Source organism: Bradyrhizobium sp. (genome assembly GCF_049798375.1).
In the GTDB taxonomy this organism is placed as follows: domain Bacteria; phylum Pseudomonadota; class Alphaproteobacteria; order Rhizobiales; family Xanthobacteraceae; genus Bradyrhizobium.
Genome location: NZ_JBARGP010000365.1, coordinates 1 through 26323 on the forward strand (window position 1 = coordinate 1; position 26323 = coordinate 26323).

The 26323-nt window shown below is 62.4% G+C and carries 25 protein-coding genes and 1 tRNA gene; 6 read left to right on the forward strand and 20 right to left on the reverse strand.

Going from position 1 to position 26323, the window contains the following annotated elements; all coding sequences use genetic code 11:
* From WA702_RS15315 to WA702_RS15325, 3 genes are all read left to right on the forward strand, one after another.
* A partial coding sequence (locus WA702_RS15315; protein ID WP_425111374.1) for a biotin/lipoyl-containing protein occupies positions 1 to 1527 on the forward strand: 1527 nt, incomplete at its 5' end.
* 156 nt (positions 1528 to 1683) lie between these two features.
* Positions 1684 to 2550, forward strand: coding sequence for an isocitrate lyase/PEP mutase family protein (locus WA702_RS15320; protein WP_425111375.1), 867 nt, complete (start codon positions 1684 to 1686; stop codon positions 2548 to 2550).
* Entirely contained in the window at positions 2547 to 2852 is a 306-nt protein-coding gene (locus WA702_RS15325) for an acylphosphatase (protein ID WP_425111376.1), read from the forward strand. Before WA702_RS15320 ends, WA702_RS15325 begins: the two co-directional genes overlap by 4 nt.
* Before the next feature lie 18 nt (positions 2853 to 2870).
* Here WA702_RS15325 and WA702_RS15330 read toward each other — a convergent pair whose 3' ends face one another.
* Entirely contained in the window at positions 2871 to 3851 is a 981-nt protein-coding gene (locus tag WA702_RS15330; protein ID WP_425111377.1) for an AraC family transcriptional regulator, read from the reverse strand.
* Positions 3852 to 3856: 5 nt separating this feature from the next.
* Positions 3857 to 4582, reverse strand: coding sequence for a lipoyl(octanoyl) transferase LipB (gene lipB / locus WA702_RS15335; protein WP_425111378.1), 726 nt, complete (start codon positions 4580 to 4582; stop codon positions 3857 to 3859).
* Positions 4583 to 4645: 63 nt separating this feature from the next.
* On the opposite strand from lipB, the gene WA702_RS15340 reads away from it, so the two are divergent.
* The 3 genes from WA702_RS15340 to WA702_RS15350 all read left to right on the forward strand — a co-directional run bounded on the left by WA702_RS15340 (position 4646) and on the right by WA702_RS15350 (position 5602).
* Positions 4646 to 4918 (forward strand): FliM/FliN family flagellar motor switch protein, encoded by a 273-nt coding sequence (locus WA702_RS15340; protein WP_425111379.1) that lies wholly within the window; start codon positions 4646 to 4648, stop codon positions 4916 to 4918.
* A 93-nt stretch (positions 4919 to 5011) separates the two neighbouring features.
* Positions 5012 to 5096, forward strand: a tRNA-Leu gene (locus WA702_RS15345).
* Positions 5097 to 5413: 317 nt separating this feature from the next.
* Positions 5414 to 5602, forward strand: a complete 189-nt coding sequence (locus WA702_RS15350) for a hypothetical protein (RefSeq protein ID WP_425111380.1) — start codon at positions 5414 to 5416, stop codon at positions 5600 to 5602.
* A gap of 807 nt (positions 5603 to 6409) precedes the next feature.
* Here the strand turns inward: WA702_RS15350 and WA702_RS15355 are convergent.
* The 18 genes from WA702_RS15355 to WA702_RS15440 all read right to left on the reverse strand — a co-directional run bounded on the left by WA702_RS15355 (position 6410) and on the right by WA702_RS15440 (position 26261).
* Positions 6410 to 7207 (reverse strand): SDR family oxidoreductase, encoded by a 798-nt coding sequence (locus WA702_RS15355; protein WP_425111381.1) that lies wholly within the window; start codon positions 7205 to 7207, stop codon positions 6410 to 6412.
* 67 nt (positions 7208 to 7274) lie between these two features.
* The gene (locus tag WA702_RS15360) at positions 7275 to 9119 is read right to left on the reverse strand and encodes a glycoside hydrolase family 15 protein (RefSeq protein WP_425111383.1); all 1845 of its coding nucleotides are present in this window, start codon (positions 9117 to 9119) and stop codon (positions 7275 to 7277) included.
* 383 nt (positions 9120 to 9502) lie between these two features.
* A complete protein-coding gene (locus WA702_RS15365; protein WP_425111384.1) occupies positions 9503 to 9790 on the reverse strand; it encodes a cytochrome C oxidase subunit IV family protein in 288 nt (95 codons plus the stop codon).
* Positions 9787 to 10431 (reverse strand): cytochrome c oxidase subunit 3, encoded by a 645-nt coding sequence (locus WA702_RS15370; protein ID WP_425111385.1) that lies wholly within the window; start codon positions 10429 to 10431, stop codon positions 9787 to 9789. Before WA702_RS15370 ends, WA702_RS15365 begins: the two co-directional genes overlap by 4 nt.
* Positions 10428 to 12101 (reverse strand): cytochrome c oxidase subunit I, encoded by a 1674-nt coding sequence (locus WA702_RS15375; protein ID WP_425111386.1) that lies wholly within the window; start codon positions 12099 to 12101, stop codon positions 10428 to 10430. Before WA702_RS15375 ends, WA702_RS15370 begins: the two co-directional genes overlap by 4 nt.
* Positions 12094 to 13035, reverse strand: coding sequence for a cytochrome c oxidase subunit II (gene coxB, locus WA702_RS15380; protein WP_425111387.1), 942 nt, complete (start codon positions 13033 to 13035; stop codon positions 12094 to 12096). The genes WA702_RS15375 and coxB overlap by 8 nt, the downstream gene beginning before the upstream one ends.
* A complete protein-coding gene (locus WA702_RS15385; protein ID WP_425111388.1) occupies positions 13032 to 13745 on the reverse strand; it encodes an SCO family protein in 714 nt (237 codons plus the stop codon). The genes coxB and WA702_RS15385 overlap by 4 nt, the downstream gene beginning before the upstream one ends.
* Before the next feature lie 56 nt (positions 13746 to 13801).
* Positions 13802 to 14206 carry a hypothetical protein gene (locus tag WA702_RS15390; RefSeq protein WP_425111389.1) on the reverse strand — a complete coding sequence of 135 codons (405 nt, stop codon included), beginning with the start codon at positions 14204 to 14206 and terminating at the stop codon, positions 13802 to 13804.
* Positions 14196 to 14858 (reverse strand): hypothetical protein, encoded by a 663-nt coding sequence (locus WA702_RS15395; protein ID WP_425111390.1) that lies wholly within the window; start codon positions 14856 to 14858, stop codon positions 14196 to 14198. The genes WA702_RS15390 and WA702_RS15395 overlap by 11 nt, the downstream gene beginning before the upstream one ends.
* Before the next feature lie 404 nt (positions 14859 to 15262).
* Positions 15263 to 15790 (reverse strand): c-type cytochrome, encoded by a 528-nt coding sequence (locus WA702_RS15400; RefSeq protein WP_425111391.1) that lies wholly within the window; start codon positions 15788 to 15790, stop codon positions 15263 to 15265.
* Positions 15787 to 16305, reverse strand: a complete 519-nt coding sequence (locus WA702_RS15405; protein ID WP_425111392.1) for a DUF3341 domain-containing protein — start codon at positions 16303 to 16305, stop codon at positions 15787 to 15789. The genes WA702_RS15400 and WA702_RS15405 overlap by 4 nt, the downstream gene beginning before the upstream one ends.
* Positions 16302 to 17669 carry an NrfD/PsrC family molybdoenzyme membrane anchor subunit gene (nrfD, locus tag WA702_RS15410; RefSeq protein ID WP_425111393.1) on the reverse strand — a complete coding sequence of 456 codons (1368 nt, stop codon included), beginning with the start codon at positions 17667 to 17669 and terminating at the stop codon, positions 16302 to 16304. Before nrfD ends, WA702_RS15405 begins: the two co-directional genes overlap by 4 nt.
* Positions 17666 to 20518, reverse strand: coding sequence for a 4Fe-4S dicluster domain-containing protein (locus WA702_RS15415; protein ID WP_425111394.1), 2853 nt, complete (start codon positions 20516 to 20518; stop codon positions 17666 to 17668). The genes nrfD and WA702_RS15415 overlap by 4 nt, the downstream gene beginning before the upstream one ends.
* Positions 20506 to 21159: a cytochrome c3 family protein gene (locus WA702_RS15420; protein ID WP_425111395.1), complete on the reverse strand. Its 654-nt coding sequence runs from the start codon at positions 21157 to 21159 to the stop codon at positions 20506 to 20508. Before WA702_RS15420 ends, WA702_RS15415 begins: the two co-directional genes overlap by 13 nt.
* Positions 21160 to 21738: 579 nt before the next feature.
* A complete protein-coding gene (locus WA702_RS15425; RefSeq protein WP_425111396.1) occupies positions 21739 to 22386 on the reverse strand; it encodes a PRC-barrel domain-containing protein in 648 nt (215 codons plus the stop codon).
* A 518-nt stretch (positions 22387 to 22904) separates the two neighbouring features.
* On the reverse strand, positions 22905 to 25250 hold the full coding sequence (locus WA702_RS15430; protein WP_425111397.1) for a PAS domain S-box protein: 2346 nt from the start codon (positions 25248 to 25250) through the stop codon (positions 22905 to 22907).
* The gene (locus tag WA702_RS15435; RefSeq protein WP_425111398.1) at positions 25219 to 25881 is read right to left on the reverse strand and encodes a chemotaxis protein CheX; all 663 of its coding nucleotides are present in this window, start codon (positions 25879 to 25881) and stop codon (positions 25219 to 25221) included. Before WA702_RS15435 ends, WA702_RS15430 begins: the two co-directional genes overlap by 32 nt.
* Positions 25878 to 26261, reverse strand: coding sequence for a response regulator transcription factor (locus WA702_RS15440; RefSeq protein ID WP_425111399.1), 384 nt, complete (start codon positions 26259 to 26261; stop codon positions 25878 to 25880). The genes WA702_RS15435 and WA702_RS15440 overlap by 4 nt, the downstream gene beginning before the upstream one ends.
* Between the last annotated feature and the right edge of the window lie 62 nt (positions 26262 to 26323).

Sequence of the window (26323 nt, forward strand, 5' to 3'; positions counted from 1 at the left end):
GGCGGCAAGGGCATGCGCATCGCCCACTCCAAAAACGAGGTCGCCGAAGGCTACACGCTCGCCAAGGCCGAGGCGAAATCCTCATTCGGCGACGACCGCATCTTCATCGAGAAGTTCATCGAGAGCCCGCGCCACATCGAGATCCAGGTGCTGGGCGACAAGCACGGCCATGTCGTCCACCTGTTCGAGCGCGAATGCTCCATCCAGCGGCGCAACCAGAAGGTCATCGAGGAGGCACCGTCGCCGCTGCTCGACGAGAGCGCCCGCCGCAAGATGGGCGAACAGGCAGTCGCGCTGGCCAAGGCCGTGAACTACGATTCCGCAGGGACCGTCGAGTTCGTCGCCGGCCAGGACAAGAGCTTCTTCTTCCTGGAGATGAACACCCGCCTGCAGGTCGAGCATCCCGTCACCGAGTTGGTTACCGGCATCGACCTGGTCGAGCAGATGATCCGGGTCGCGGCTGGCGAGAAGCTGAGCATCGCACAGAAGGATGTCAGCTTGACCGGTTGGGCAGTGGAATCGCGCGTCTATGCCGAAGACCCGTTCCGCAACTTCCTGCCCTCGATCGGCCGCCTGGTGAAGTATCGCCCGCCGGCCGAGAGCAAGTCCGAAGGCATCACCGTGCGCAACGACACCGGCGTGCAGGAGGGCGGCGAGATCTCGATCTATTACGATCCGATGATCGCGAAGCTGGTCACCCATGCGCCGTCGCGCGCTGCGGCGATCGAGGCGCAATCGAGCGCGCTCGATGCGTTCTATGTCGACGGCATCCGCCACAACATCCCGTTTTTATCGGCGCTGATGAACCATCCGCGCTGGCGCGAGGGCAAGCTGTCGACCGGCTTCATCGCGGAGGAATTCCCGAAGGGCTTCGCTCCGCGCGCGCCGGAAGGCGAGGTGGCGCGCCGGCTCGCCGCGGTGGGCGCCGCGATTGATCACGTGCTCGGCGAGCGCAAGCGCCAGATCTCGGGCCAGATGATCGGTCGTCCGGTCAAGCGGCAAGGCCGCCGCGCGGTGTGGCTCGGCCGCGACGAGATCGTGCTCGACATCACCCGTGCGGACGGTGCGATCGCGGTGCGCTTCGTAGGCGCCGACGGCAAGGTCGGCACGGCGCATCATTTGATCTCGCATTGGAAACCAGGCGAGCCGGTTTGGCAGGGCACCATCGATGGTGCCTCGATCGCGGTCCAGGTGCGGCCGGTCTCTAATGGCGTCCGGCTCACCCACCAGGGCGTCGAGACCGCGGTCTATGTCTACACGGAGGCTGAGGCTGCATCGGCACGGCTGATGCCGGTGGTCACCGCCACTGATACCGGCAAGAAGCTGCTGTGCCCGATGCCGGGGCTGGTGGTCTCGATCGCCGTCAGCGAAGGCCAGGAGATCAAGGCGGGCGAGACGCTCGCCGTGATCGAGGCGATGAAGATGCAGAACGTGCTGCGCGCCGAACAGGACGGCACGGTGAAGAAGATCCACGCCGCCGCCGGCGCCACGCTGGCAGTGGACGCGCTGATTCTGGAGTTTGCTTAAAGGCAACCTGCCGTCGTCGGCAGTCTCCGTCCTTGCGAGCGAGCGAAGCAATCCAGAGCTCGGACAAGATCCTGGATTGCTTCCGCCGTCGCCCTTCGGGCTATGGCGGACAAGTCGTCGCTTTGTTCCTCGCAATGACGGGGAGAGGAGTGACAAATGACCTTCCGTGCACGCAGAGACCAACTGCGCTCCATCCTCACCGGCACGCGTTGCATTCGACCGGGCTCGGTCTACGATGCGATCTCGATGCGCATTGCTGACGACCTCGGCTTCGAGCTCGGCATGTTCGGCGGCTCGGTGGCATCGCTCGCCGTGCTCGGCGATCCCGACATTGCGCTGATCACACTCACCGAACTTGCCGAGCAGGTGCGGCGGATGTCGCGTGCATCGGCGCTGCCATTCCTGGTCGATGCCGATCACGGCTATGGCAACGCGCTCAACGTGCGCCGTACGGTGCAGGAGCTGGAGGCCGCCGGCGCGGCCGGCCTCACGATCGAGGATACGCTGCTGCCGCCAGCCTTTGGCGACGCCAAGACACAGCTCATTTCTCTGGAGGAGGGCGTCGGCAAGATGAAGGGGGCGCTCGACGGCCGCGGCGATCCGTCGTTCGTCATCCTCGGCCGCACTGGTGCGGTTTCGATCACCTCGCTCGACGATGCGATTGCGCGCGCGAAGGCCTACGAGACTGTTGGCGTCGACGGATTGTTCTTCACCGGCATCAAGGCGCGCGGCGAGCTCGATGCCATCGCGGCCGCGACCAGGCTGCCGATCGTGCTCGGCGGCGCGCCGGAGGAGATGTCGGATCTGGATTATCTCGCCGCCCGCCGCGTCCGCATCGCGCTGCAGGGCCACGCACCGATCGCCGCTGCCACGCAGGCCGTCTACGAGACGCTGAAGGCGCTGCGCGAGGGCACGCCGCCGAAGCAGCTCAAGGGGCTGGCATCGGGCGAATTGACCGCGCGCGTGACCCGCGAGGCGGAGGTCAAGGCGCGCGGCCGCGACATGCTCGGATTGAAGTCATGAGGGCCGACCGGAGCATCGTTCACGTTCTTATCCGCGGCCGAGTCCAGGGCGTCGGCTACCGCGCCTGGGTCGAGGACCAGGCCACGCTCAACGGTCTCGAAGGCTGGGTGCGCAACCGCCAGGACAGCAGCGTCGAAGCCGTATTCGCCGGCCCCGCGCAGGACGTCGCCGAGATGGTCGCGCTGTGCCGGAAAGGGCCGCCGGCCGCCCGTGTCGACGCCGTGACCGAGGAGCCCGCGACCGCCGACCAGCTCAAGCTGCGCCAGGCAGGGGAAGAGTTTTCGGTCCTGTCGACGGTGTAACGGCTTCACGCGAACGCCTCATTGCCCGACGCGCTGCACCGTCATAGACGGCAGCTCGCCAAACGTCTCGCGATAGTAGCGGGCGAAGTGGCCGGGATTGACGAAATTGCAGGTGGCCGCGGCCGCGGCCACGGTCATGGCCGGATCGCCCGACAGCAGCAGCTCGCGGGCGCGGCGCAGCCGCACGGATTTGGCGAACGCGATCGGTGAATAGCCGCGCACGCGCTCGAATGCCCGGAACAGCGAGCGCGCGCTGACGCCGGCTTCCACGACCAGCCGCTCGATCGTGATGGCCTCGCGCCAGCTCGCCTCGATGAAGTCCTCCATCCGTCTGACCAGGCTGAATTCCGGTAGCGGCGCCGGCGCGTCCAGCAGCTCGCGATATTTGTGCCGGCTTGCCGACAGGAAAGCGACCTGTATCGCGTCCTCCAGTTCACGACAGACCGCGCGGGGCAGGGCCACGGTACTGTCATTGAGCTGCTGCGCGACGAAGGTGATCAGCCGCAACAGGCTGCGCGCCTGCGGATCGTGGGCCGGGATCGCATGCTCGAACCCGTGATCGCCCTTCGGCTGCATGCCGATGATCGCAGTGAGCTTCCGCGTCAGCGCGGCCTGGTTGAAGCGCAGGGTCATGCGCTCGTGGCCGCCCTGAGACACCATCTGCCAGGGGACGCCGGCAGGCGTGACTGCAAACTGGCGCTCGTCGATGTCGGTGACCTGACTGCCGACGCAGCTCAGGCCACGCCCCCGAAGCGCGATCTGCAGCCGGACGACGTCCATGGGATATTGATCGGCGACGAGATCGCAACTCGTCGCGCCGAACGCGAGGCCCGTCGTTTCGAGATTGAGCGCATTGAGCCGCGCCTTGAAGGGACCGGCGTTGCGCAGCTCGATTCTGACAGCACCAAGCCACCGCATAGCAAGCTCGCGCAGCTGCTCCGAGTCGGAGGTGCAGAGCGCCTGGAAGCGATGCAGGGGCTCTGGGTGCGGATCTGCCATCTCTGTCAGGCCACGATTTCCGGCACGTTGGCCACGGTCGGTCCGAAAATATCGGCGAATGTCTGCCGAAGCGCAATATCGATGTCGGCCATGGTCACGGGATGGCCGAGATCGACCAGGCTGGTGACGCCATAGCGCGGATCGACCACGCCGCAGGGCACGATCGCCCGGAAGTGCGAAAGGTCCGGCTCGACATTGATGGCGATGCCGTGGAACGACACCCAGCGCTTCAGTCGTACACCGATCGCGGCGATCTTGTCCTCGAAGCCATCGCCCTTGTCCGGGCGCCTGACCCAGACTCCGACGCGGTCCTCACGCCGCTCGCCGCGGATGTTGAAGGCATCCAATGTCTCGATGATCCATTGCTCCAGCGCCGCGACATAAGCGCGGACGTCGGGCCGGCGCCGCTTCAGGTCCAGCATCACGTAGGCGATCCGCTGGCCGGGACCGTGATAGGTCACCTGGCCGCCGCGGCCGGTCGCAATCAGCGGAAAGCGCGGATCGAGCAGGTCGCCGGCCTTGCCCGAGGTGCCCAGGGTGTAGAGCGGGGGGTGTTCGAGCAGCCAAACCAGCTCCGGCGCTTCACCGGATGCGATGGCGGCGGCGCGCGCCTCCATCGCTGCGACCGCCTCGGCATAGTCGGCCGGCGAATCGGAGATGCGCCATTCGACCGCGCTGTCGGCGGCGGCGGCGAAGGTGGTCAGATCAAGGTTTTCGCGGCTGTTAACCATTGGCTAACCACAACGTGATGATGTCCCGGTCACGCACTCTAGTTTGATTTCGGTGGCCGTGCAGTGTCTACCCTCGATAAAGTGACCGTCGACCTCATGGTTGTCCTCGGGACGTCCACCATGCCCATCCATCAGGTGCTGCGCCTGTCGCGCGGTGCCATCATCGAGCTGGACGCAACCGAGGCGGACGAGGTCAAGGTGCTGGCCAACAATTTGCCGGTGGCGAGCGGGGTGGTGCTGGTCGACCGCAACCGAATCGCGGTCGAGGTCAAGCAGATGCTGACGAAATCGCCCGGCGGCAAAGAAGGCACAAAAAAACCCGGTATAAACCCCTGATGCGAGGGCGCCGCGGGCCTTGTGGCGCCAGCATCGATTTGTTACATCGGCGCCGTTGATCCGGTTCGCCGATTTCGGTTCCGGTCTTCCTTCGCGCTCGTGGCGGAATTGGTAGACGCGCTGCCTTGAGGTGGCAGTGAGTAAAATCGTGGGGGTTCGAGTCCCTCCGAGCGCACCACTCCCACGCGTAAGCAACTGAAGCTGCTACGCTTTTTCCAAATGTTACCACGGAAAGTTACTACTCTGTTCTCGGTGCATGTTCCTGTTTTGTTCTCATCGGGCATCGCCAGGAAGTCGTCGAGCGACTGACTCCGATCAAACGCCACGACCTTGTCCATGCCGCTGATGCCGAGCTTCTCGCGGTCGGTCTGCGCGATGTAGAGGGCCGGCATCTTCGGGTCCGTCCAGCCGAACATCGGCATCATCTGGCTCTCGGTGCACTCGGCATAAGCCGCCACTTCGGCGCGCGCCTTGCGGACCCCATGGCAGCTCTTCTTGGGCTCGTTGAAGCCGGCCAGCACCGCGTACTTCTTGAACTTCATTGCCCAGGCCTTCTTGTTCAGCACCCGGCCTCTGACCCGCCTGCCGGTGAAGACCTCCGCGCCGATCATCCCGGCCGCGCGTGCCGCCCGCAGGCTGTCTGCGAATTGCGGATGCACCGGCACCGTGGTGTTGCCCTGGTGAGAATTTGAAAGCTCTTAGCCAGCACTGCAAGAACGCGGGCACCATTTTCCGTGCCGGGCGGCTTCACCGCGATCCTGGACACGCTGAAGAGCCGCAAGACCGATCGTAGGCGTCGCAATGACACATCACAGCTAACGAAGCGAACATCGCGAGCGGCGCCCGCCGAGCTTACGCTCGGAGAGCTAGGCCAGCGATAGCCGCGAGGCTGGCGGTGGAATGTAGCCGCGCCAATGGACCGAGCACGAGACCGCCGGTGATCGAATCTGGCTGAAACCAGTTTAGCCGTTCTGCCCTCATGAGAGAGGCAAGCGGGTCAACTCGGCCAGGAATGAGCGCGGGCAGCGATCGCGAATTGCAGTCCGGCGCGGACCAATCTTGGACACGCTGGAACAGTTGGCGACCAAGAGAGTTTTTCGGCGAGGGTACGAAGACTCCAGCTTAAGAGGCCGTGACTAACATGGTGTCCGCAGAAAAAGTCCTGCAAGATTGTGCGAACTGTGGGTTCTGGCCGATGGCTCTTCGCCGCCGTGGTTCTTTTGGCTCCATTAAATTCCGTTGCGGGCGGTGCGGATCGACGGTGAGATATGATCAAATCGCAACACGATCGTCATTCGGACCTCCGACCCGGCCAGTAACCGTGCGACTGCCGAAGCTAAGGTAATGCGATGATGTCATTTACCAATCGCACGTGATCCGAGAGCGCACACGAGGAGCTCGAACCGGTGTGGATATGGGAGTAGCTCAAACCTCACGTACGGCCGCCAAATGGAAGCCTTCGCTTTATCGTCGCACCGTTCGAACGCCCGCTCATCCCCCGGTCGTGAAGCCAGGAAAGAGCGTCATGCCGCCGTCGACAAAGAACGTCGCTCCGGTCACATAATCGGCAGCATCCGACACGAGCCAAGCGACCGCCTGCGCGATGTCCTCGGGCTCGCCGATGCGCTTGTAAGGTACGAGTGTCATCAGCTCTTTGTAGGCCGCGGGCGTCTCCCAGGCAGATTTGTTGATCGGGGTACGGATGGCGCCCGGCGCGATCGCGTTGGCCCGGATCGCCAGCGGCGCCACTTCCTGGGCAATGCTTCGCATCAATTGCATCACTCCACCCTTTGAGGCGGCGTAGTTGACATGGCCGGCCCAGGGAATTTCCTGGTGCACCGAGCTCATAAAAACGAGCTTGCCGGCGGCGGCGGAGACCTCGCGCACAACGCCACGCGTCTTGAATTCGCGGACCGCTTCGCGGGCACAAAGGAACTGACCGGTCAGATTGACGGAAATAACCTCATTCCACTGCTTCAGCGTCATGTCGAGCAGAGGCGCATCACGCTGCAGGCCGGCATTGTTGACGCAGATGTGGAGTGTTCCGAAGTGGTTGATCGCCTTGGCGAACATGGCCTGCACGTCTTCTTCCCGGCTGACGTCGGCCTTAATGGCGAGCGCGCGGCGCCCGCTAGCTTCAATGCGGTGCGCAACCTCTTCGGCGCTCTCTGGATTCGTCACATAGTTGACGACGACGTCGGCGCCGGATGCGCCAAGGCCGAGTGCGACTGCCTTGCCGATGCCTGAATTCGCGCCGGTCACAAGGGCGGCTTGCCCTGCCAGCACCACAGGGAATTGAGCGGGCGGTCGCTGGCGCTGTCCCGGTGGTGCCGGCGCCGCGGGATCGGTTGTCGAGTCAGTCATGGCTTGCTCCTCTCGCCGTCCTGCGTCTTCCGGCTTGACTTGAAATCGCTCGATGGCCGCTGCGTTTCTCCGACGGCTTGTCGCGATGCGTGAGATTGTGAGCTGTGTTGACCAGCGCCATATGCGAAAACGCCTGTGGAAAGTTGCCGACTAGGCGGCGTCGACCCACGTCATACTCCTCCGCTAATAATCCAACATCATTACGCAGGGCGAGGAGGCGCTCGAGCAAAGTCTTGGCATCGGACTCGCGGCCGATCAGGTGATAGGCATCCGCAAGCCAGAAACTGCAAGCCAGGAACATGCCTTCGCCCGGAGGCAAGCCATCCCCTGCGGCTTTCGTGTCGTAGCGTCGAACGAAGCCGTCCGCGACCAATCCGTTTTCGATCGCGTTGATGGTTGAGATCACGCGCTGATCATCCGGCGGCAAAAAGCCGACCGCCGCAATCAGCAGCAGGCTCGCATCGAGCTGAGGCTCGCCATAGACCTGGACAAACGCACCTTGCTTTTCATCGAAACCGTGGCGGCAGACATCCGCATGAATGGTCTCGCGGATCGCTTTCCATTCGCCGACCGGGCCGTCCATGCCGAACTCCTCCGCCGACTTGATCGCCCGATCGAACGCGACCCATGTCATGATCTTCGAATAGGTGAAATGCTTGCGGCCGCCGCGAACTTCCCAGATCCCCTCATCAGGCTCGGTCCAGATGTGTTTCAGATGCGATAGGAGCGCACACTGGATTTCCCAGGCTCGCTCGTTTTCGGGGAGACCTCCGCAGCGCGCCTGATATAGCGCGTCCATGAGTTCGCCATAGACATCCAGCTGAAGCTGGGTATGCGCGGCATTGCCGACCCGGACCGGGCGCGATCCTTCATAACCGGAAAGCCACGGCACCTCCCACTCCGTCAGGCGCCGCTCACCCGATACGGCGTACATGATTTGAAGCTGCTTGGGGCTGCCGGCAACTGCGCGAACGAGCCAATCACGCCAAGCCCGTGCTTCATCGTAATAGCCTGCGCCCATCAAGGTAAGCAGACTAAGCGTGGCGTCTCGAATCCAGCAAAATCGATAATCCCAATTCCTGCTGCCGCCGAGTTGCTCGGGGAGCGACGTCGTCGCGGCAGCGACGATGCCGCCGCTCGGTTGAAACGTGAGCGCCTTCAGGGTAATGAGCGAGCGCCTGACATACTCAGAATATGCGCCAGCATCCTCACAACGTCCGGACCAACTCAGCCAGAACCGCTCGCACTGCGCGAGCAGATCGGAAGGGGCGACCTCGGCGGCTTCGTGCTGATATGAAACCTGATGCGTCAGCACGAAGCTCTTGCTCTCGCCCCGGGAAATAGTGAAGTCGCCGACCGTGCTCATGCCCAGGCCGGTCATGGATACGTCGCTGCGCAACACCAGCATGGCGGCGCCGGCGACCAACGTCAGCGCGCCGTCCTGCAGGCGGCTGACCCAAGGTATGGAAATCCCGTAGTCGAACCGGACAGCGAGTTCGCTCCGCATTTCGACGCTGCCTTCCAGACCTTCAACAATACGGACGATCCTCGAATGACCGGATTTCAGAGGCATGAAGTCGGTTACGCGGACCTTCCCTTGCTCAGCCTCGAAAATGGTCTCGAGAATCAACGTGCCAGGGCGATAACGTCGCTCCTGCTTGCACGGTTTAAGCGCTGAGAGGCGCCAAAATCCGTTGTCCTCCGTTCCGAGCAGCTTTGCAAAACAGCTGTCTGAATCGAACCTTGGCAGGCACAGCCAATCAATCGAGCCATCCAGCCCGACAAGGGCTGACGTCTCGCAGTCACCGATTAGCGCGTAGTCTTCGATCCAAGGCATGACATACCCGATGTATGAAGCTCACAGTGATATTCTTGTTCCCGGCAGACGGGCACGCTTAGTGTAGACTTTAGGATCATCGTCGTTGCAGAGGTCGTTTGCGGTGCATGCGAGCGGCTGCGCGGTGGCCGCGTCCCTTCAAGGTCGCGATCGAAGTCGCACTGATGCAGCTCAACGAAGAGCTGCCAAGACGGCTTGCTGAAATGCTGAAGGGACGGGATTGCGGCCCTCGCGGCTCGACATCGAACTCGCCGAAAGCGAAATCATCGCAGATCGGCAGCATGCGCTTCAAATCGTACTCGCGTTGAAAGCCATTGGCGTTACGGTCGCAGGGGACGCATTCGGCGCGCGATATTCCTCCTTGTCGACGCGACCCGCCGCGCTCAACGGGTGAGCACGTCACTGAGGGTCAATGTGAACATGGCTATCACAAAGACCAGGCCGGAGATTGCAGCGAGCCGGACCAGTGATTTCGATGTGACGAGCTCCATGAACAGCAGCAAGACGAGCGTGGATTTTACGGCGGCGATGATAATGCCGGCCGCGGTCGTCAGCCGACCCATCGGCACATAGGCGAGTCCGAGGCTGAGCAGCAGCAGCGCAAGCAGCGCGGCCCAGATCACGATGTTCTTGCGCCACAAATGGGCGGCGGTCGCTCTGCGCAGCGTCATGAGGCGCGCCCCGGAAGATAGATCAACGGATAAAGGATGATCCACACGATATCGACGAGGTGCCAGTAGAGCGCTGTGACCTCGAGTTCCGGGTTCTCACGAATCCGAAGTTTTCGCTGATAGAACATCCAGAATAGGCGGCTGACCAATACCATGCCGATAGACAAATGGATGGCGTGTACCCCTGTCACAAGCCAATAGAGCCCATAGAACAGCTGGGCGCCGGCCTGTGGAAGTGCGAAGCTTGCGCCTGGCACCAGATGCTTGTCGATGTCCTCCTTGTATTCGAAGCCCTTGAGGATGACGAATGCGAGCCCGAGCATCGCGGTGATGAGTAAGCAACCAAGCACCAGCCGGCGCAGCCGCGCGCCTGACTCGGCAGCCTGGGACGCCATCGCCATGAACAAGCTGCTTGTGAGCAGAATAGCGGTGTTGATGGTCCCATACCAGATGTTGGTCTCGCGTCCGGCTGCAGCAAACGCCTCAGGGTGCTCGACGCGGCAGATCGTATAGGTCAACAGCAACGCCCCGAAAAAAAGTGTCTCGCTGCCAAGGAATACCCAAATGCCGAACTTGGCCGCCTCGCGCTGCCGGTCGAAGTCGACCCAGGGTTCTCTGAGCAGTGCGCTTTCGTCGCTCATTGCGTTCCCCTGGCGTTTTGCACCTCTGGCCGGTTGGTTCCGGCTGAAAGGCCCTCGGCATGGTAATCATACGGCGGCCGGTCGACGCGCGGCTGCCAGTCGAAGTTCTTCGGCGGCGGCGGCGACGTGGTGGTCCACTCAAGTCCCGTTGCCGCCCATGGATTGTTGCCGGCGCGGGCGCCATAGAACAGCGACCAGGTGAGATAGCCAAGCGGAAGCAGATAGGCGACGGCAAGGACTGCAGCGCCCGCCGAGGACATGACGTTGTAGATCTGGAATTCGGGCGGGTAGGTGTGATAGCGCCTGGGCATGCCAAGATAACCCGCAAAGAACTGGGGCAGGAACGTCATGTTGAAGCCGGAATACATCAGAATGGCGGCGAATTTCGCCCAGCTCTCCGGATAGAGCTTGCCCGTGACCTTCGGCCACCAGAAGTGCAGCCCGGCGAAGAATGCCGATACCGAGCCGCCGACCATGATGTAGTGGAAATGAGCCACGACGAAGTAGGTGTCGGTAACATGAATGTCCACCGGAATGGACGCGAGGAATAGACCCGAAAGGCCACCGGTGGTGAACAGTCCGACAAAGCCCAGTGCATAAAGCATTGGCGATTCAAAGCTGATCTGACCGCGGTAGAGCGAAGCGGTCCAGTTGAACACCTTGATCGCAGATGGGACCGCGATGATGAAGGAGAGGAATGAGAAGACCAGACTCGCCAGCGCCGACTGGCCTGAGACGAACATGTGGTGTCCCCACACGAAGAAGCCGATGCCGGAGATCGCAAGCATGGCATAGACCATGAAGTCGTAGCCGAAAATGCGCCGCCGCGCGAAGCAAGGAATCACTTCGGACACGACCCCCATCGCGGGCAGAACCATGATGTAGACGGCAGGATGCGAGTAGAACCAGAACAGGTGCTGAAACAGAACCGGGTCACCGCCGCGCGCCGGGTCGAAGATCGGTAGCCCCAGCCAGCGCTCCGCGATGACGAGCAGCAGTGAGATCGCCAATACCGGCGTGGCCAGGACCATGATCAGGGAAGTCGCATAGATTGCCCAGACGAACAGTGGCAGGCGGAACCATGTCATTCCCGGGGCCCGCAGCATGTGCGTGGTTGCAATGAAATTGACGCCCGTTGCGATGCTTGCGAACCCGACGACGAACACGCCAGCCGCTGCGGCGAAAACATGCGTGTTGGAGAACATCGACGAGTAGGGCGTGTAGAACGTCCAGCCGGTATCGACGCCGCCAGCGACCAGCGCATAGACAGTGCAAGCGCCGGCAGCCAGGGTCAGGTACCAGCTGAAGAGGTTGAGCCGCGGAAAGGCGACATCCGGTGCTCCGATCATCAGCGGCAGCAGAAAGTTGCCGAGCGTGTTCGGAATGGACGGGACCAGGAAGAACCACACCATGACGATGCCATGGAAAGAGAAGAGCTTGTTGTAGGTGTCTGACGTCATCAGCCAGCCGTTCGGCTGGAACAGCTCGAGGCGTACGGCGGTGATCGCTGCGCCACCCAGGAAAAAGAAAAATGTGATCGTCACTGCGTAGAGGATCGCAATCCGCTTGTGGTCCGTGGTGGTGAGCCAGGATGCGAGCGTCGAGCCATGGCGTAGATAGTCCGGGCGCGGGGGTAACGGCAGCTCTCCGGCCAGCAGGGCATCAGTCATTTTGCTTCTCCTGCGCAAGCGAGCGGATATAGGCGGTCAGGCTCTGAATCTCGCCGTCGTCGAGCAGCCCCTTGAAGCTCGGCATGATGGGTTCATAGCCGGCGACGATGTCCCGCTTGGGCTGGAGGATCGAGTCGCGGATGTAGGCATCGTCCGCCTTGATCGTGCGGCCGTCCGAGAGGTGCACATCCCGGCCATAGACGCCGTCAAGGCGGGGGGCATGGACGCTGGAGGAGTTGGCATGGCACCCCGAGCAGCCCTGCGCGATGAACAGCTTGGCGCCTTCATGGGCGAGGTCGTCGCCTTCAGGCTGCTCGGTGAGCCACCGGGCATAATCCTCTTGGCGCATCACGATGATCTTGCCGCGCATCATGGAATGGTTGGTGCCGCAATATTCCGCGCAGAGCAGCGGGAATACGCCGGTTTTGGTGGCCTGAAACCAGATGTCCGTGTCACGGCCAGGCAGGACATCCTTCTTGACCCGAAACGCCGGAACGAAGAACGAGTGGATGACGTCCTGCGAGCTCATCAGCAGGTGGACAGGCTTGTTGAGCGGCACGTGGAGCGCATTGATTTCTCTCGCGCCGTTCGAGTGCTGCGTCTTCCACATCCATTGCTTGGCAACGACATGGATTTCCAGCGCGCCTACAGGCGCAGCCAGGCTGCTGAGATCGGCCGAAGAGACCCACCAGAACAAAAATGCGAAGGTCAGCAACGTCGCAAGCGTCCAACCGATCTCGAATTCGTGGCTGAGAAGCTCCGGCATCGGGCCGCGCTTGGCCGCGGATCCCCGGCGATAACGCACGGCAAACAGCAGGATGAGCCCGAAGACGAGCACCACGGTGGCACCCGACAGAACCAGCAGCAGGTAGAAAATATGATCAACGGTGACGGCGTGAGTGCTCGCCTCCGGCAGGCTGAAGGACGCGTTCATGCCGAGGCTCCGGTTTTGCGCCCGCGGAGCAACATCAGGCCCACTGCGCCCGCAAGCACGACGACGGTCAGCCCCCCCGCGATCTGCAGCAGGGCGGTGATCCGGCGCGTGTAGATGCCGTGCACCGCATCGAACCCATAGCAGAGCAGGGCGATCCGTCCGCTTATGCCGCCGATGCGGCCGGCTCCGGCTTCGAGCAGCGCCAGCCGCAGATCGGTAGGCTGCAGCGCGAGGCTCGACATGGCCCGAACAACGTGTCCATCGATGCCCAGTGTCATGAAGGCGGCAGGATGGGCGATAGCGTCATGATCGCCGTCAAGCTCGGTATGATAGCCAATTGCTCCGAGTAGGGTCGCAATGGCCTCCGGCGTCCCGCTCAACACGGAAATGCCTGGCCCGCCGATCTGGCCGTTCGTAAACCGCCGGGCATCGTCGACACCGTCGCGCGGATCGATGCCGACGACGACAACGCTGTAGTCACGGCCGGCCGCGAGCCCGGTCTGTTTCAGTGCAGAGGCCGCGATTGAGAGCGCCGGGCCACAGATCTGCTTGCAGGTGAAATCAGCCGGGATCAGCAGCGTCGGACGGTTCCCGATGGCTGCGCCGATGGTGACAGCGCTCCCCTGGAGATCTTTGAAGGACAAAGACAGTGGGACGCGGGCGTTGGGCGGAGGCTCAAGGCCGACGCGGCCGATCTGCTGGTCCGTCAATTCGGCCGCCGCCAATGTCGGCCACAGCGCAAGCGCAATGACGAGGAGAGCCGGTCTCATGGGCTGCCTCCACGCGCGCCGGCGGGCGAAGGGGACGACGGTTGAAGCGGATCGTAGGCGTGCTCGCCACGGGCAGTGATCATGCGCATGGCTTCATCGATCGGGATTCGTGCGACACCGCGATCACGGTCTACCCACGCATAGCCCGACAATGCGCTGCGCTGCGAGGCTTCGAAGTGGGCGAGGTCGTTCTGAGGAAGCGTCTGCAGTGCCGGCTGCGGAAACTGTCTCTCCACTCTCGGGCCCAAAGCGCCGGGCGCCTCCCGCGTGACGAACAGGAGAAGCCCAGCGATGGCGATCCCGACGAAGATGAGGAAGCCGCCGACGATGATTAGAATCGGGCGATCGCTGACCTCCGGCGGCTGCGGCAGTGTGCGTTTTCCCATGTCGTCATTGGGCATGGCGTGCCTCTGCGGCTGCGCTGCTTCCGGCGAGCAACACGGTGATCACCGTGAGGAGAATGAGGAGGGCGGCCCCGGTTGCGATGACAAGGCCTTGAAACGCAAAGGCCGGCACCAGCAGCCAAGTGAGATGCAGGGCCGTGCCGGTCAGCAGAAGCAGACCCGTAACACGCAGCCCGAAGCGGCTGCTTCGTACTGATTTCAGCAGCAACATCGCAAATGGCAGCACTGCGCCGACGACAAAAGCGAAGACAAGGGTGAGTGTCCACCCGAATGTGCTGCGTTTGAGGAACCAGGCCGCCTTGTGCGGCAGATCGCCGTACCAGGCGACGACGTAGGTCATGTATTCGAGATAGACGACGCCGAGCAGTGTCGCGATCACGAGACCTGCGACATCACTTGCAGCCTTGCCATCGAGATCCGGCGGGCTGAGCGCCGCCGCGACGACAAGCGCCGCAAGCAACTGCTGGATTGCGATCATCGACGCGAAGGCCGTGGCGACATAATGCGGCTCAATCGAAAGATACCAATCAACCGCGACCAGGCTGATCATGAGACCGAAGAATGCAAGGCCAAGCGCGGCCAGCAGTCGACCGCCGAGCTCCAAAGCGAAGGTCACGCCGAGCACGGACCAGCCGACCAGCGCGATCACAGCGCGAAGAATGAAGGATGGCTCGCTCAGATACCAACGCGCAACATCGGGGCTGATTTGGCCGGGATCGGCGGCCCAGGGATAGATCGCGTGCAAGCCTGCGAGAACCGGAACGAAGGCGATAGCAACCAGAGGCATCATTGCGGCCAGCGGGCGCAACACCGGCGCGATAGCGTAGCCCCACCGGCCACCGGTCAGGCGATGAATGAGCAGCAGCGTCATGCTTCCGATCGGCGCGCAGCTCCAGATCGCAAAGCCGAGCAGCCAGCCCCGGAGCAGGCTCGGATATGATCCTGCAAATGCCGCCAGAGTCCCAAGAACGACTGCGGCGACCAACAGCAAGAGCCCGGCGGCTGACCGCCGCGTTCCCACCATGCCGAGCGTGTATCTGCTCAGTGCCAAGATCATGGGAGCTTGCTCTTCAGCTCTGGGACATCCGAGACCTTGGTGTCCTGTGATTGTTGCAGCGCGCGAATATAGGCGACGATCGCCCAACGGTCGCGCGGCTCGACCCGCGCTGCGTAGGAATACATCACGCCATAACCGTTGGTGATGACGTCGAAGAAGTGCTGGCGGTCTGCCGCGCGCAGGCGGTCGGTGTGGTAAGATGGCGGAGCGGGGAAGCCGCGCTGCACGACCATGCCGTCGCCGCGTCCCGACAACCCGTGGCAGGGCGAGCAGTAGGTGTCGTAGCGCTCGCGGCCGCGCGACAACAGGGCCGTATCCACGGCGGGTGGCGTGGCAGCCTGCCGGTTTCGCTCGAGGTCACCCTGCGCGACCGTCCCGTCGGGGAACGTCTGGGCTTCTGCGCCGTCCCTGAACAGCCCGGCCTTCGAATAGGTGGCGTAGCGGTTCTGCTGAAACATCGAATGGTCTCCGCAGCCAGCGACCAGCAATGACAGGATCAGAGATGGCAGCAGGCGGCCGATCATGGCTGGCGTAGCTCCGTCACTTCCACCGCGCCGGCGTGCCGGAGCGAGGCGCGCAGATCCGATGCGTCACGTTGCGTGGCTGCGAGCAGAAAATAGCGGTCCTGTGTTGCGCGCTCGAAGCCGGGGATATCAAACAGAGGATCATGCAGCCGGGGCAGGCGGCAGGACCAAAAGAATGCGATGACGCCGGCAAGCGCGGCAGCGAACACGCCGACCTCGAACGGCACCAGCAAAAACACCTGCCAGGAGTTGAGCGGGCGACCCCCGCTGATAATCGGGTAATTGATCACCGCGCTGTACCATTGCAGCCCGAAGGCAAAGGCTGCGGTGCCAAGTCCGCCGGCCAACATCACGGGCCGGATATTGGAACGCTCCTGACCGAGCTGATCCGCCAACCCCTCGATCGGAAAGGGAGTGAAGGCCTCCAGCACGTCGTACCCGGCCGCTCTCGCCTGCGCCAGCCCGGCTTTCAGCGCGTCTGCGTCCAGGAATTCCGCCAGGAGAGTCGCTGTCATGCGGCGGCCTCCTCATGAGCGAGCTCTCTCACGTCGAACATCGAGACGCTCGGAACCAGTCGCACGAACAGCAGGAACAGAAATGCGAAGAAGCCGAGCGGCGCGATCAGGAAGGACCAATCCCAGAACGTGAAGTGGAAGCTGCGCCAGAGTGTCGGCATATAGCCATGTGAAAGCGTGTTCCAGACGATCAGGATACGCTCGAGCCACATTCCGACATTGATAGCGATCGCGACCGCAATCAGGATTGCGAGCGAGCGGCGCGCGACCGGCAGCCATAGAACTTGAGGAATGACGCAGTTACAGGCCAGCAAGGTCCAAAACAGCGGCGCATAGGTGCCGGTGAATTCGAAGCGCACCAGCTCGCGGTCGCTGTGCTCGCCGCCGTACCAGCCCATGAACCATTCGGTTGCATAGGAATAGAACATGACGATGGATGCCATCAGCAGGACGCGGGCCATGACCTCGAAATGGCGGCGGGTGATGATGGCCTGAAGGCCGAGACCCCAGCGGATCGCAGCCGCGAGCACGACGACCATCGCGAAACCGGAATACATGGCGCCGACGACGAAGTAGGGCGGGAAGATACTTTCCTGCCAGCCGGGCATCAGGCTGGCGGCGAAGTCGAGGCCGACGATCGAGTGGACCGAACAGACCAGCGGCACGCCGAGTGCTGCCATCGTGCTGTGCAGCGTCTGCAGGCGCGCCCATTCACGCGCCGAGCCCCGCCATCCCAGCGCGAATGCGCCATACAGCAATTGGCCGGCGCGCGACGGGGCGCGGTCGCGCATCGTGGCGAGGTCGGGGATCAGGCTCACATACCAGAACAGGATCGAGAACAGCAGATAGCTGATGATGGCCCAAAAATCCCACACCAGGGCGCTTCGCCATTGCGGCCACAGTGACATCGTGTTGGGATACGGAGCGAGCCAGTAAGCATAGATCGGCCGGCCAAGATGGATGATGGGCATCAGCCCGGCGATCGCAACGGCGAACAGTGTCATCGCCTCGGCGAAGCGGTTGATCGAGGCCCGCCATTTCTGCCTCGTCAGCAGCAGCATTGCCGAGATCAGCGTGCCGGCATTGCCGATCCCGATCCACCAGACGTAGTTCGCGATCGCCACCCCCCAGACGACGGTGGAGTTGATGCCCCAGATGCCGATCCCGCGATAGAACAGCCAGCCGATTGCGCCGAACAGCCAGAGCACGAACGGCGTGCTGGCAAGCAGAGCCAGCCACCAAGCCCTGCCGAAGCCAACGAAAAGTGGATCGGCGACCGCCTGCGTGACTTCAACGTCGTCGGCATGGCGGGAGGAGATCCAGCGGTGCGGCGGCGGATACTCGGGGACGAGAAGCTGCGTCATGTCGGCTGCTCGGTACTGGCTGGAGCAGGATTGCGAACGTCGGCCAGATAGGTCGTGCGCGGCCGCGTCCCCAAATGACCGAGCAAGACGTAGTGGCGCGGGTCGGCCTTTTTCTGGGTGATTTCGGCGTCAGCCTGGTTTAGATCGCCGAAGCTGATGGCGCGCGTCGGGCAGGCGTTCTGGCAAGCGGTCCGCACCTCATCGGGTCCGATCGGCCGATCATCGCGTTCTGCCGCTCGCCGGGCCGCGCTGATGCGCTGGACGCAATAGGTGCACTTCTCCATCACGCCGCGGGCGCGAACCGTCACTTCTGGGTTCTTCTGGCCTCGGTAGGATTCGGCGCCGAGATTGGCGTATTCCTCACCGTCGGCGTAACCGAAGAAGTTGAATCGCCTCACCTTGTAAGGGCAGTTCGCCTCGCAGAAGCGAGTTCCGATGCAGCGGTTGTAGACCTGCCCATTCAGCCCCTCGCTGTCGTGGACGGACGCCGCCACCGGGCAAACCGGTTCGCAGGGCGCGTGCTCGCACTGCATGCAGGGCACCGGCTGAAAGCCGAGTTGTGGGTTGTCGACCGAACCGTGGTCGTAAGCGTCGATGCGCAGCCAGTGCATGTCGCGGCCCATCGCAATCTGCTCGGGCCCGACCACGGGAACGTTGTTCTCGGACTGGCAGGCCATGACGCACGCATTGCAGCCAATGCAGACCGACGTGTCGATCACCATGGCCCAGGCGTGGCCGTCGCCGGGACGCACGCTTGGCGGCATCAGGCTCGGGTGTTCGTCGCTAGGAGGCGATGGCGCAGGCATCGCGGAGAGCCGATGCAGGGGATACAACTCCCGCACCTCCTCATCAGTGCGCACCACGTTCTGAGTGGTGAGGATCGGCTCGCGGCGCCCCGTCGGTTTGATCGAGACCTGCGGGAGGTGCCAAAGGTGGCTGGAATCACGAATCGCATATACGTTGCCACCGACACCATTGCCGATTGCGCCCGCGTTGCTCCGACCGCCGCCCAACGTAAGCGCGCAGACGCCGCTGGCCCCACCAGGTTCGACCAACACGGCAACCTCGATCGATCGGCCGTTCGCCTCAACGGTCACGACATCCCCGGACGACAGCTTGAGCCGGACGGCATCGTCCGGCTGGACGGACAGCGCATTCCCCCAGACCTGCTTGGTCAACGGCTTCGGGCATTCCTGCAGCCAGGCATTGTTGGCGAACGAGCCGTCCCATACGCTCGGATCGGGGCGCAGCACGAGGCCGATGCCCTCGACCGCAGCTCCGCTGGTCGGAATCGGCGGCAACGTCGGCGCGCCCGATGCGGGCGGCGCTGAGGTCTCCGCGATCACGCCATCATGGAGGGTTTGCTGCCACCACGTCTCGAAATCTCCCGTTCCGGCGCTGCTCCGCCACGTCTGGCGCACGAGCTCGTACGGGCTTGCATCCGCGTCACCGCCAAGCAGTGCAAGGAGCTCGTGATCCGTGAAGGTCTGATAGAGCGGCTTGATCAGCGGTTGGATGATGCTCGCGCTGCCGTCGCTCGCGCGCAAATCGGACCAGGATTCCAGCGGGTGGCTCAGCGGCACGTGCCAGGTTGCGAAGGCTGCGGTCTCGTCGACATAGCCGCCCATGTGCAGTCGGAACGGCGCCTTCTTTGCCTGTGTTCCGAGGTCCAGATCGGCTGGGGCATCGTAGATCGGATTGACGTCGATCGTCACGAGCTGGCGCACGTGACCTTGACCAAGGTCGTCCACGAGCTGCTTCAGGGAGCCCGGTTGCTTGCCTGACGGAGTTCGATCGCCCGGATCGATCAGCTGAACCGGAGCATTCAGCTGCGCGTTGATCCAGTGCGCAAGAGCGTGTGTTTCTTTGGAAAGCGTGGCGCCAGCGAGCACCAGCGTCTCACCCTTGTTGGCGCGGAGGTCGGCCGAAATCTTCGCAACGAGAGCCTTGTCCCGATCGCCGAGCTCCGGTGCGCTGAGAGGCGCACCGAAGGCCTGAGCCAGCGCCACTGTGAAGCGCTCGATGGCCTCGGGACGAAGGGCGATGCGTTCGTCCGCTTTTGCGCCCGTGAGCGTCAGCGCGCTCTCGACGCAATAAAGCCGAGAGAATCCGCCCTTCACGATCGAACGTCGGCTCGCGAAGCCGTGGCCGTTGCGCACCTGGTCAGGTCCGTGTCCCAGCGGATCGGCATCGAGCGCGACGATCACACGGGCCTTTTCGAAGTCCGGCACGCTCCGAAGCTGCCGGCCATAGGCGAGCTGCGCGCCGGCTCGTGCATTTTCGTCCTCGGTCGGATCATAGGCGTGCCAGCTCGCCGCGGGAAGCGACTGCAACAAGTCATCGATCTGCCGGAGCAGCGTGGGCGACGTAGTTCGCCTGGTCAGCAGACGAAAGCCTTCGCCCTGTCTCCCCCGTGCATCCGAAAGCTCGCTCAGCACCGCCTGACGGAGCGCCTCCCGCGGAGCGATGGCGCCGTTATGAAGGATGGCGCGTGAGCGATCCGGATCATAAAGTGACAGCACGGCTGCCTCGGCGAACACATCCGTCGCGCCCAAGCTAGCCGGATGACGCGGATTGCCCTCCACCTTGATCGGACGACCGTCGATTGCGGTGACGATCACGCCTCTTCCAAAGCCCGCAAGCGCAAGAGTGGTGGCAAATTTCAGCGGCTCGCCGGGGACGATCCGCTCGGGCAGCCTGACATAGGGAATGATCTGCTCGTTGGGCTTGCTGCAGGCCGCGAGCCCGCTTGCCATGCTGCCAGCGAGCAGGCTCAACGCCTGACGACGATTGAGCTTGCTGCGTCTGGGCGGCGCCGGCCGCGTCGGCAATTCCTTTAGCGGTGACATACGGTGCAGTCCGTCAGGTGATCGGTATGGATGTGATACGCTGCGGCGAGTTTCGACCCGATCTCGGCTTGGTTCTTCGGAGGCTGCCATTTGGGGTCGAACACGGCTTCGTGGGGCCGTAGGAACGGCTTGGGGTCACGATGGCAATCCAGACACCATTGCATGGTCAGGGGGGCCCCTTGCCGCATCAGCCGCATCTGTCCGACGTCACCGTGGCAGGTCGTGCAGCCGACGCCCTTGGCGACATGGACCGAGTGATCGAAATAGACGTAGCCCGGGAGTCGGTGGACGCGCTGCCAGGCGATCGGCTTTCCTTTGGCGAGGCTTTCGCGCACTGGTGCCAACATCTCCGCATTGGTCCAGAGCTGCGAATGGCAGGTCATGCAGGTCTCCGTGGGTGGCACTCCGGCGAAACGGGCTTTTTCAACCGAGGTATGGCAATAGCGGCAATCGAGCCCGAGCCCCGAGACGTGATGCTCGTGGCTGAAGGGCACCGGCTGGTTGCGGGTAACGTTCTGGTCCGTGGCGTAGGGTGATCGCATCAATTCGTAGGACAGGCCCACGGCCAGCACCGGCGTGGCACCGATCGCGGCCATCACGAGCACTGCGATCGTGTTTGCACCGGGACGGAAAAGTTGCATTCACGCAAGCCCTTCTACACACTGAAGGCCACCGCTGCTTCATACAGGGAGGATAATTATCCGAGTGGCCGGCGTCTTGAATCGGACGCCGACGCACAAGAGCGGGTCGGAGCGGCGCTATCTGAATAGTAGATGCCAAGTTTGGCATCTGCCAACGCGAACCAAAGGCACAAAGCCAGCTACCTCGGCGCTGCCATTCTCAGCACCGTTTATCGACGCCAGCGCTGATAATGGTGACTGGCTCCTTCACAAGGTCCAGCCGGCCAACCTTGTGCGTCGGTCGTGCTGGCGCCGGTTGTCTCATCAAAAGCGCTGGCTACCTTGGCCATCGTCACTGTTCTTTCACGCGCTGCCGCTTGTCTTTGCGCGCCGGTAACGTTTGTACGCAGTGGCAGTTCCTATGGCGACCGACCCGGTGCATAGTCCATTCGTCGATACAGCTAGCGCGCCGGCTTGTGGCTCTCAGATGCGGCGGCTCGCCGAGCGTCGGCTTCAGCAGGCGACGATCGAGCAGGGAGTTGCATATCGCTCGTTCATGCGACAGGCGCGAGCCGCTCTGGGGTCGGCTCGCCGAAGGCGTCAAGTACGGCTGCTGTCCCACCGCCCGGTGTACTTGAACTCGGGTGCAGATTTCAGCTGATCGGCAGAGGCGTCCATTGTGGCATGCCATTTTTTGTCATTGTCATTGTAACTTACCTTCACGGCTGAGGGGCTGATTGCCACGTAATGATCGCCGATACCCAGAAAGCCACCGACTGAGACGATATAGGCCGTCGTGCGTCCGTCAGGATTGAGCGCGATGTCCTTGATCGTACCAATGTCCTTATTATCCTTGTTGTAGACGTCGAGGCCGACGACTTTTGAACTCAGGTCGTCCTGTCCTGGCACCTTGACGAAGGTCGAGCTTGCGGCAGCCGTAGCGGCATCGTCTGCCGGCTTTGTAGCACTGTGGTCGGCGCTTTCGCCGATGGCACCCACTGTGGTTAGTTCCGCAAATTCGTCCGGGCTGATCGACATCATCACCGGGTTGCCGTTCTGGTCTTTGGCATGGACCGTAAATGAGGATGGCGCGACACGAATATCGGTGTAGCCGGATTTCTGCAGCATCTCGGTCAAGCTCGAGCCCAGGTTTGGATGGCCGCCTTGACCGGCGTTTTCAGCCCACACGTTCGAACCAAAGGCACAGAGCGCGATCGCAGCCGTTCCTGCGAGCAACAAAGCACGCATGACCTATCTCCTTTCGATGAATATTGCCGTCCCCTGATGAACAAACGAACGCCGGGCCTGACCAGTTGCATGAATTATTGCTTAGGTGAGGCTTTCGAATCAGGATTCGTTGTTCGGTTGCGAGCGAAGACCGTGCCGACCCGGAATGAAAGCAGGCGATATCTTTGGTGAGCCCGCTGATTCCGATGTTCGGACCTGGAAACCCCGCGGGACGCAGCCGCGGAAAGCCGTCTCCAGAGCTTCTCTGGATATCATTCCACTTGTCGCGTTACTTCATCCGGCGCGGCTGGATCAGCCGCCAAAAGCGGAAGTTGCTGAGTGGTGAATTTTGCCGGAACTATGGAATTGCGGTGCTGTCGTTCAATTCGAACGATTCCGGTACAGTCACGCGCAGCGTTGTTACGGTCGCGCCAGACTGGCTGGCAACGCCGATCAATCGGCGGTCAAGGCCGCGGGCTGCAACTGCAACAGGTGCCCCGCACAGCAGCCTTCGTTCAGCCAGTAAGCGCTCAATAGGATTAGCGCAGAAGATTGCGAATGTGCGTCGCGAGCCCGTCCATTGCAAACGGCTTTGTCAGGACCGCCATGCCCTGTTCAAGCCCGGTTGCGCCCATGGCGGCCTTCTCGGCATAACCGGTGATGAACAGCACTTTCAGGTTCTTGCGCGCGGTTCTACCAAAATCCGCAAGTTGCCGCCCGTTCATGCCTCCCGGCAAGCCCACGTCCGTAACTAGCAGATCAATACGGGCATCGGAACGAAGGATATGCAGCGCGCTCGCTCCGTCGGCCGCCTCGATGGCCCTATACCCGAGTTCAGCGAGCACCTCGCCAACAAGCATCCGAACCGAAGGCTCATCGTCGACAATGAGGACCGTCTCTCCGGTGCCAGCGCGCGGCGCCGCTGAGAAATCATGGGTGTCGCGCGACGCGTGTCCCTCGCCATGGAACCGCGGTAGGAAGAGATGGATCGTCGTTCCCTGACCCGGCGTGGATGAAATCTGGATCTGGCCGCCCGATTGCTTGGCAAAGCCGTAGATCATGGAGAGCCCAAGACCGGTGCCTTGGCCGAGCGGTTTCGTCGTGTAGAACGGTTCAAATGCTCTTTTCGCGACCTCTTCGCTCATGCCGACTCCGGTATCGGACACGGACAATCGGACATATTCGCCGGACTTCATCTCGAGAGAAAACGCCTCGGCAGCGTCAAGGATGCAATTGGCGGTCTCGATTTTGAGTTGACCGCCGTCGGGCATCGCATCTCGCGCATTGATGCACAGATTGAGCAGCGCGTTCTCGAGCTGGTTGGGATCGACGAGCGTAATCCAGATATCGGGCGCGACGGCAATCGAAAGCTCGATGCCGGGGCCGACCGTATTCGTAATCAGGTCGTTCATTCCGGCGATAAGCTGATTCACTTCGGTCGCCTTGGGATCCAGCGTTTGGCGTCGTGAAAAAGCCAACAGGCGATGTGTCAGCGCGGCGGCGCGATTGGCCGCGCCCTGTGCCGTTGAAATATAGCGATCGACATCCTTGTAGCGGCCTTGCGAGATGCGGATTTGGAGCAGCTCCAAGGCTCCGGAGATTCCTGTCAACAGGTTGTTGAAATCGTGCGCCAGGCCGCCCGTAAGTTGCCCCACCGCTTCCATCTTCTGGGCTTGTCGCAGGGCCTCTTCGGCTTTATCCAACGCCTCCTGCTGGCGCCGCTGCTCGGTGATGTCGCGCGCCACGCAATAAAGCAGGCCCTCGACATTGATCGCCGTCCATGAGAGCACCCGATAGTCACCGGTCCGGGTCCGAAAGCTGCTTTCGAAATCCGACGTCTGCTCGGGCCACGCCAGGCGGTTCACAGCATCCCGCATTTTGCGACGGTCGTCCGGGTGCTCCAGCCATTCGGAGGTCTTGCCGAGAATGTCCGTCGGCAACCAGCCGAGAATCTTGGTCCAGGCGGGGTTGATGCTGATCCATCTACCGTCCGAGGTAGCGACGCCGAGCAGGTCGAGACTGACCTGCCAGACGCGATCGCGCTCTTGCGTGCGTTCGGCGACACGCTGCTCCAGCGTCAGGTTCAATTCCCGGAGCGCTTCTTCGGCCGTGTGACGCTCGTTGACGTCGCGCAGGATCGCGGTCACGAAAACCCGGCCTTCGCTCGACCATTTCGAGGCAGACACGTCGAGAAATGTTGCCGAGCCATCCTTTCGCCGCGCGGTCAACTCGACGGATCGTATCGACGGATCTTCGGACAGCACCGCCCGCCAAAGGTCTTCCCATAACCCTGGCTGCTCAAACAAGCGACCCAAGGGGTTTCCGACCAGTTCAGACCGGCTGTATTGCGTTTCTCGAACTGCTGCGGGATTTGCGAATTGAACGATGCCATCTGCATCAAGGGTCAGAATGATATCAGGCGCACTTTCAACGACGGCATCGTACCGCGCGTTCTGGCGCTCGCGAAGCACGCGTTCGCGCTGCGTCGCGACGGTCACATCCACGATCTGTAGCAGGCAGTGGGAATGCGGCAGTTGCGCTCCGAATGGACGGACTGTCACGTTGTAGATCAGAGGCAGGCCGGCCCGGGTTCGCAGTGGCAGCAAATCCGGATTGAGCGAATAGGTCAGGAAGGCGGACGAGCCCACCGAAAGCGCATCGGTGATAGAGGTTGTCAGTCGACCGAGCGTCCGATCGGGGAAAAGCTCAGCCAGTGTTTGTCCGGCTGCCTGGCCGGGGCCGATGCCACTTGCCGACGAGAGCCAGTAATTCCAGAACACGACGCGTTGATCGCGATCCAGAACGACGACGCCTGAGTCCAATGCGTCCAAGGCACCGGAGAATTGATCGCGCTCAAGCTCGGTCATCGCCGGAAGATACCGCATCGCCCGTCGCCCGTTCGATGAACTCATCAAGCAGATGAACGAGCGCCGTGAGGGAGGGCAAATCCATGATCATTGCAATGTAACCGCTGATGTCGCGCTCGCGAACGGCAAAATTGATAAAGAGAAACATCACAAAGTCACCGGCTTCCGGTGGTGGCGCGAGGCTGAAAAATGTCGCGGCGTTGCCGCGCAGAACCTCGGGCAGCGACATCTTCAGGCTTCGATGAAGCATGTTGGCGATGGTCGCAAGGCAACTGTTGAGAAGAATATTGCCGGTTTCCGCCAGCGCTTCCTGTTCAAGCTCGATGATGTCTTCGAGCGGCAGATCTCCACCCGTGATCGCCCGAACCAGCTCCAGACTCTTGGTCTCCGGAAAAATCAGGAGCGCCCGGCCGGCAATGTCGCCCTCGAACACCTGGTGGACGGCAACCAGGTTCGATGCCTCACGTTCGCTCAGGATGGCGATCGCCCGGCCGCGGGTCTCGAGCGACACCATCGGCACCGACAAATGGACCTGCGCGCCGACCATTTCCCGGAGGCTGGCGGCTGCCCGGCTGACGCCGATATTGACCAGTTCGGTCAGGGCGTCGAGCTGCAACTCACTGAGCAAATCCGGAGGCATGGCACTCATGCTTTGGCTTGCTCGAGCCGCCGTACGGCGCCTTCCAGGAACGCGCCCAAGGCCTGTTCGTTCAAAGGCTTGGTGAGAAACTCGGCTCCGATGCCCTTCGCCTGCGCAACGATCTCAGCCTGGTGATTGGCCGAGACGATGGCAAGCGGCGTAGAAGGGCGGAGCGCGAGGATTTCCGCCGCGAGCTGCAGACCGTCCCGCCCAGGCATGTTGAAGTCCAGAACAGCGATATCGAACGGCGTTTCCCTGACAAGCGAGATTGCCTCGTCGCCGTTCGCCGCCTCGACCCGTTCCCAGTCCGAATAGAGATTTTTGAGCGCCTTGGCCGCCGCCATTCGGGCGAGCTTGCTGTCGTCGACGATCAAGAGCGTGTAGGGCATGCAGTCTCCGGGAGGCCGATTTTTGAGCCGCGAAGTTGGGCTTTTCGCATCTCCGGCGCGTC

What these genes read in the sequence shown, in the direction of transcription:
- WA702_RS15320 (WP_425111375.1), top strand. Translation starts at nt 1,684, where the DNA reads ATGACCTTCCGTGCACGCAGAGACCAACTGCGCTCCATCCTCACCGGC.
- WA702_RS15325 (WP_425111376.1), top strand. Translation starts at nt 2,547, where the DNA reads ATGAGGGCCGACCGGAGCATCGTTCACGTTCTTATCCGCGGCCGAGTC.
- WA702_RS15330 (WP_425111377.1), bottom strand. Translation starts at nt 3,851, where the DNA reads ATGGCAGATCCGCACCCAGAGCCCCTGCATCGCTTCCAGGCGCTCTGC.
- lipB (WP_425111378.1), bottom strand. Translation starts at nt 4,582, where the DNA reads ATGGTTAACAGCCGCGAAAACCTTGATCTGACCACCTTCGCCGCCGCC.
- WA702_RS15360 (WP_425111383.1), bottom strand. Translation starts at nt 9,119, where the DNA reads ATGCCTTGGATCGAAGACTACGCGCTAATCGGTGACTGCGAGACGTCA.
- WA702_RS15365 (WP_425111384.1), bottom strand. Translation starts at nt 9,790, where the DNA reads ATGACGCTGCGCAGAGCGACCGCCGCCCATTTGTGGCGCAAGAACATC.
- WA702_RS15370 (WP_425111385.1), bottom strand. Translation starts at nt 10,431, where the DNA reads ATGAGCGACGAAAGCGCACTGCTCAGAGAACCCTGGGTCGACTTCGAC.
- WA702_RS15375 (WP_425111386.1), bottom strand. Translation starts at nt 12,101, where the DNA reads ATGACTGATGCCCTGCTGGCCGGAGAGCTGCCGTTACCCCCGCGCCCG.
- coxB (WP_425111387.1), bottom strand. Translation starts at nt 13,035, where the DNA reads ATGAACGCGTCCTTCAGCCTGCCGGAGGCGAGCACTCACGCCGTCACC.
- WA702_RS15390 (WP_425111389.1), bottom strand. Translation starts at nt 14,206, where the DNA reads ATGCCCAATGACGACATGGGAAAACGCACACTGCCGCAGCCGCCGGAG.
- WA702_RS15400 (WP_425111391.1), bottom strand. Translation starts at nt 15,790, where the DNA reads ATGATCGGCCGCCTGCTGCCATCTCTGATCCTGTCATTGCTGGTCGCT.
- WA702_RS15405 (WP_425111392.1), bottom strand. Translation starts at nt 16,305, where the DNA reads ATGACAGCGACTCTCCTGGCGGAATTCCTGGACGCAGACGCGCTGAAA.
- nrfD (WP_425111393.1), bottom strand. Translation starts at nt 17,669, where the DNA reads ATGACGCAGCTTCTCGTCCCCGAGTATCCGCCGCCGCACCGCTGGATC.
- WA702_RS15415 (WP_425111394.1), bottom strand. Translation starts at nt 20,518, where the DNA reads ATGTCACCGCTAAAGGAATTGCCGACGCGGCCGGCGCCGCCCAGACGC.
- WA702_RS15420 (WP_425111395.1), bottom strand. Translation starts at nt 21,159, where the DNA reads ATGCAACTTTTCCGTCCCGGTGCAAACACGATCGCAGTGCTCGTGATG.
- WA702_RS15425 (WP_425111396.1), bottom strand. Translation starts at nt 22,386, where the DNA reads ATGCGTGCTTTGTTGCTCGCAGGAACGGCTGCGATCGCGCTCTGTGCC.
- WA702_RS15430 (WP_425111397.1), bottom strand. Translation starts at nt 25,250, where the DNA reads ATGCGGTATCTTCCGGCGATGACCGAGCTTGAGCGCGATCAATTCTCC.
- WA702_RS15435 (WP_425111398.1), bottom strand. Translation starts at nt 25,881, where the DNA reads ATGAGTGCCATGCCTCCGGATTTGCTCAGTGAGTTGCAGCTCGACGCC.
- WA702_RS15440 (WP_425111399.1), bottom strand. Translation starts at nt 26,261, where the DNA reads ATGCCCTACACGCTCTTGATCGTCGACGACAGCAAGCTCGCCCGAATG.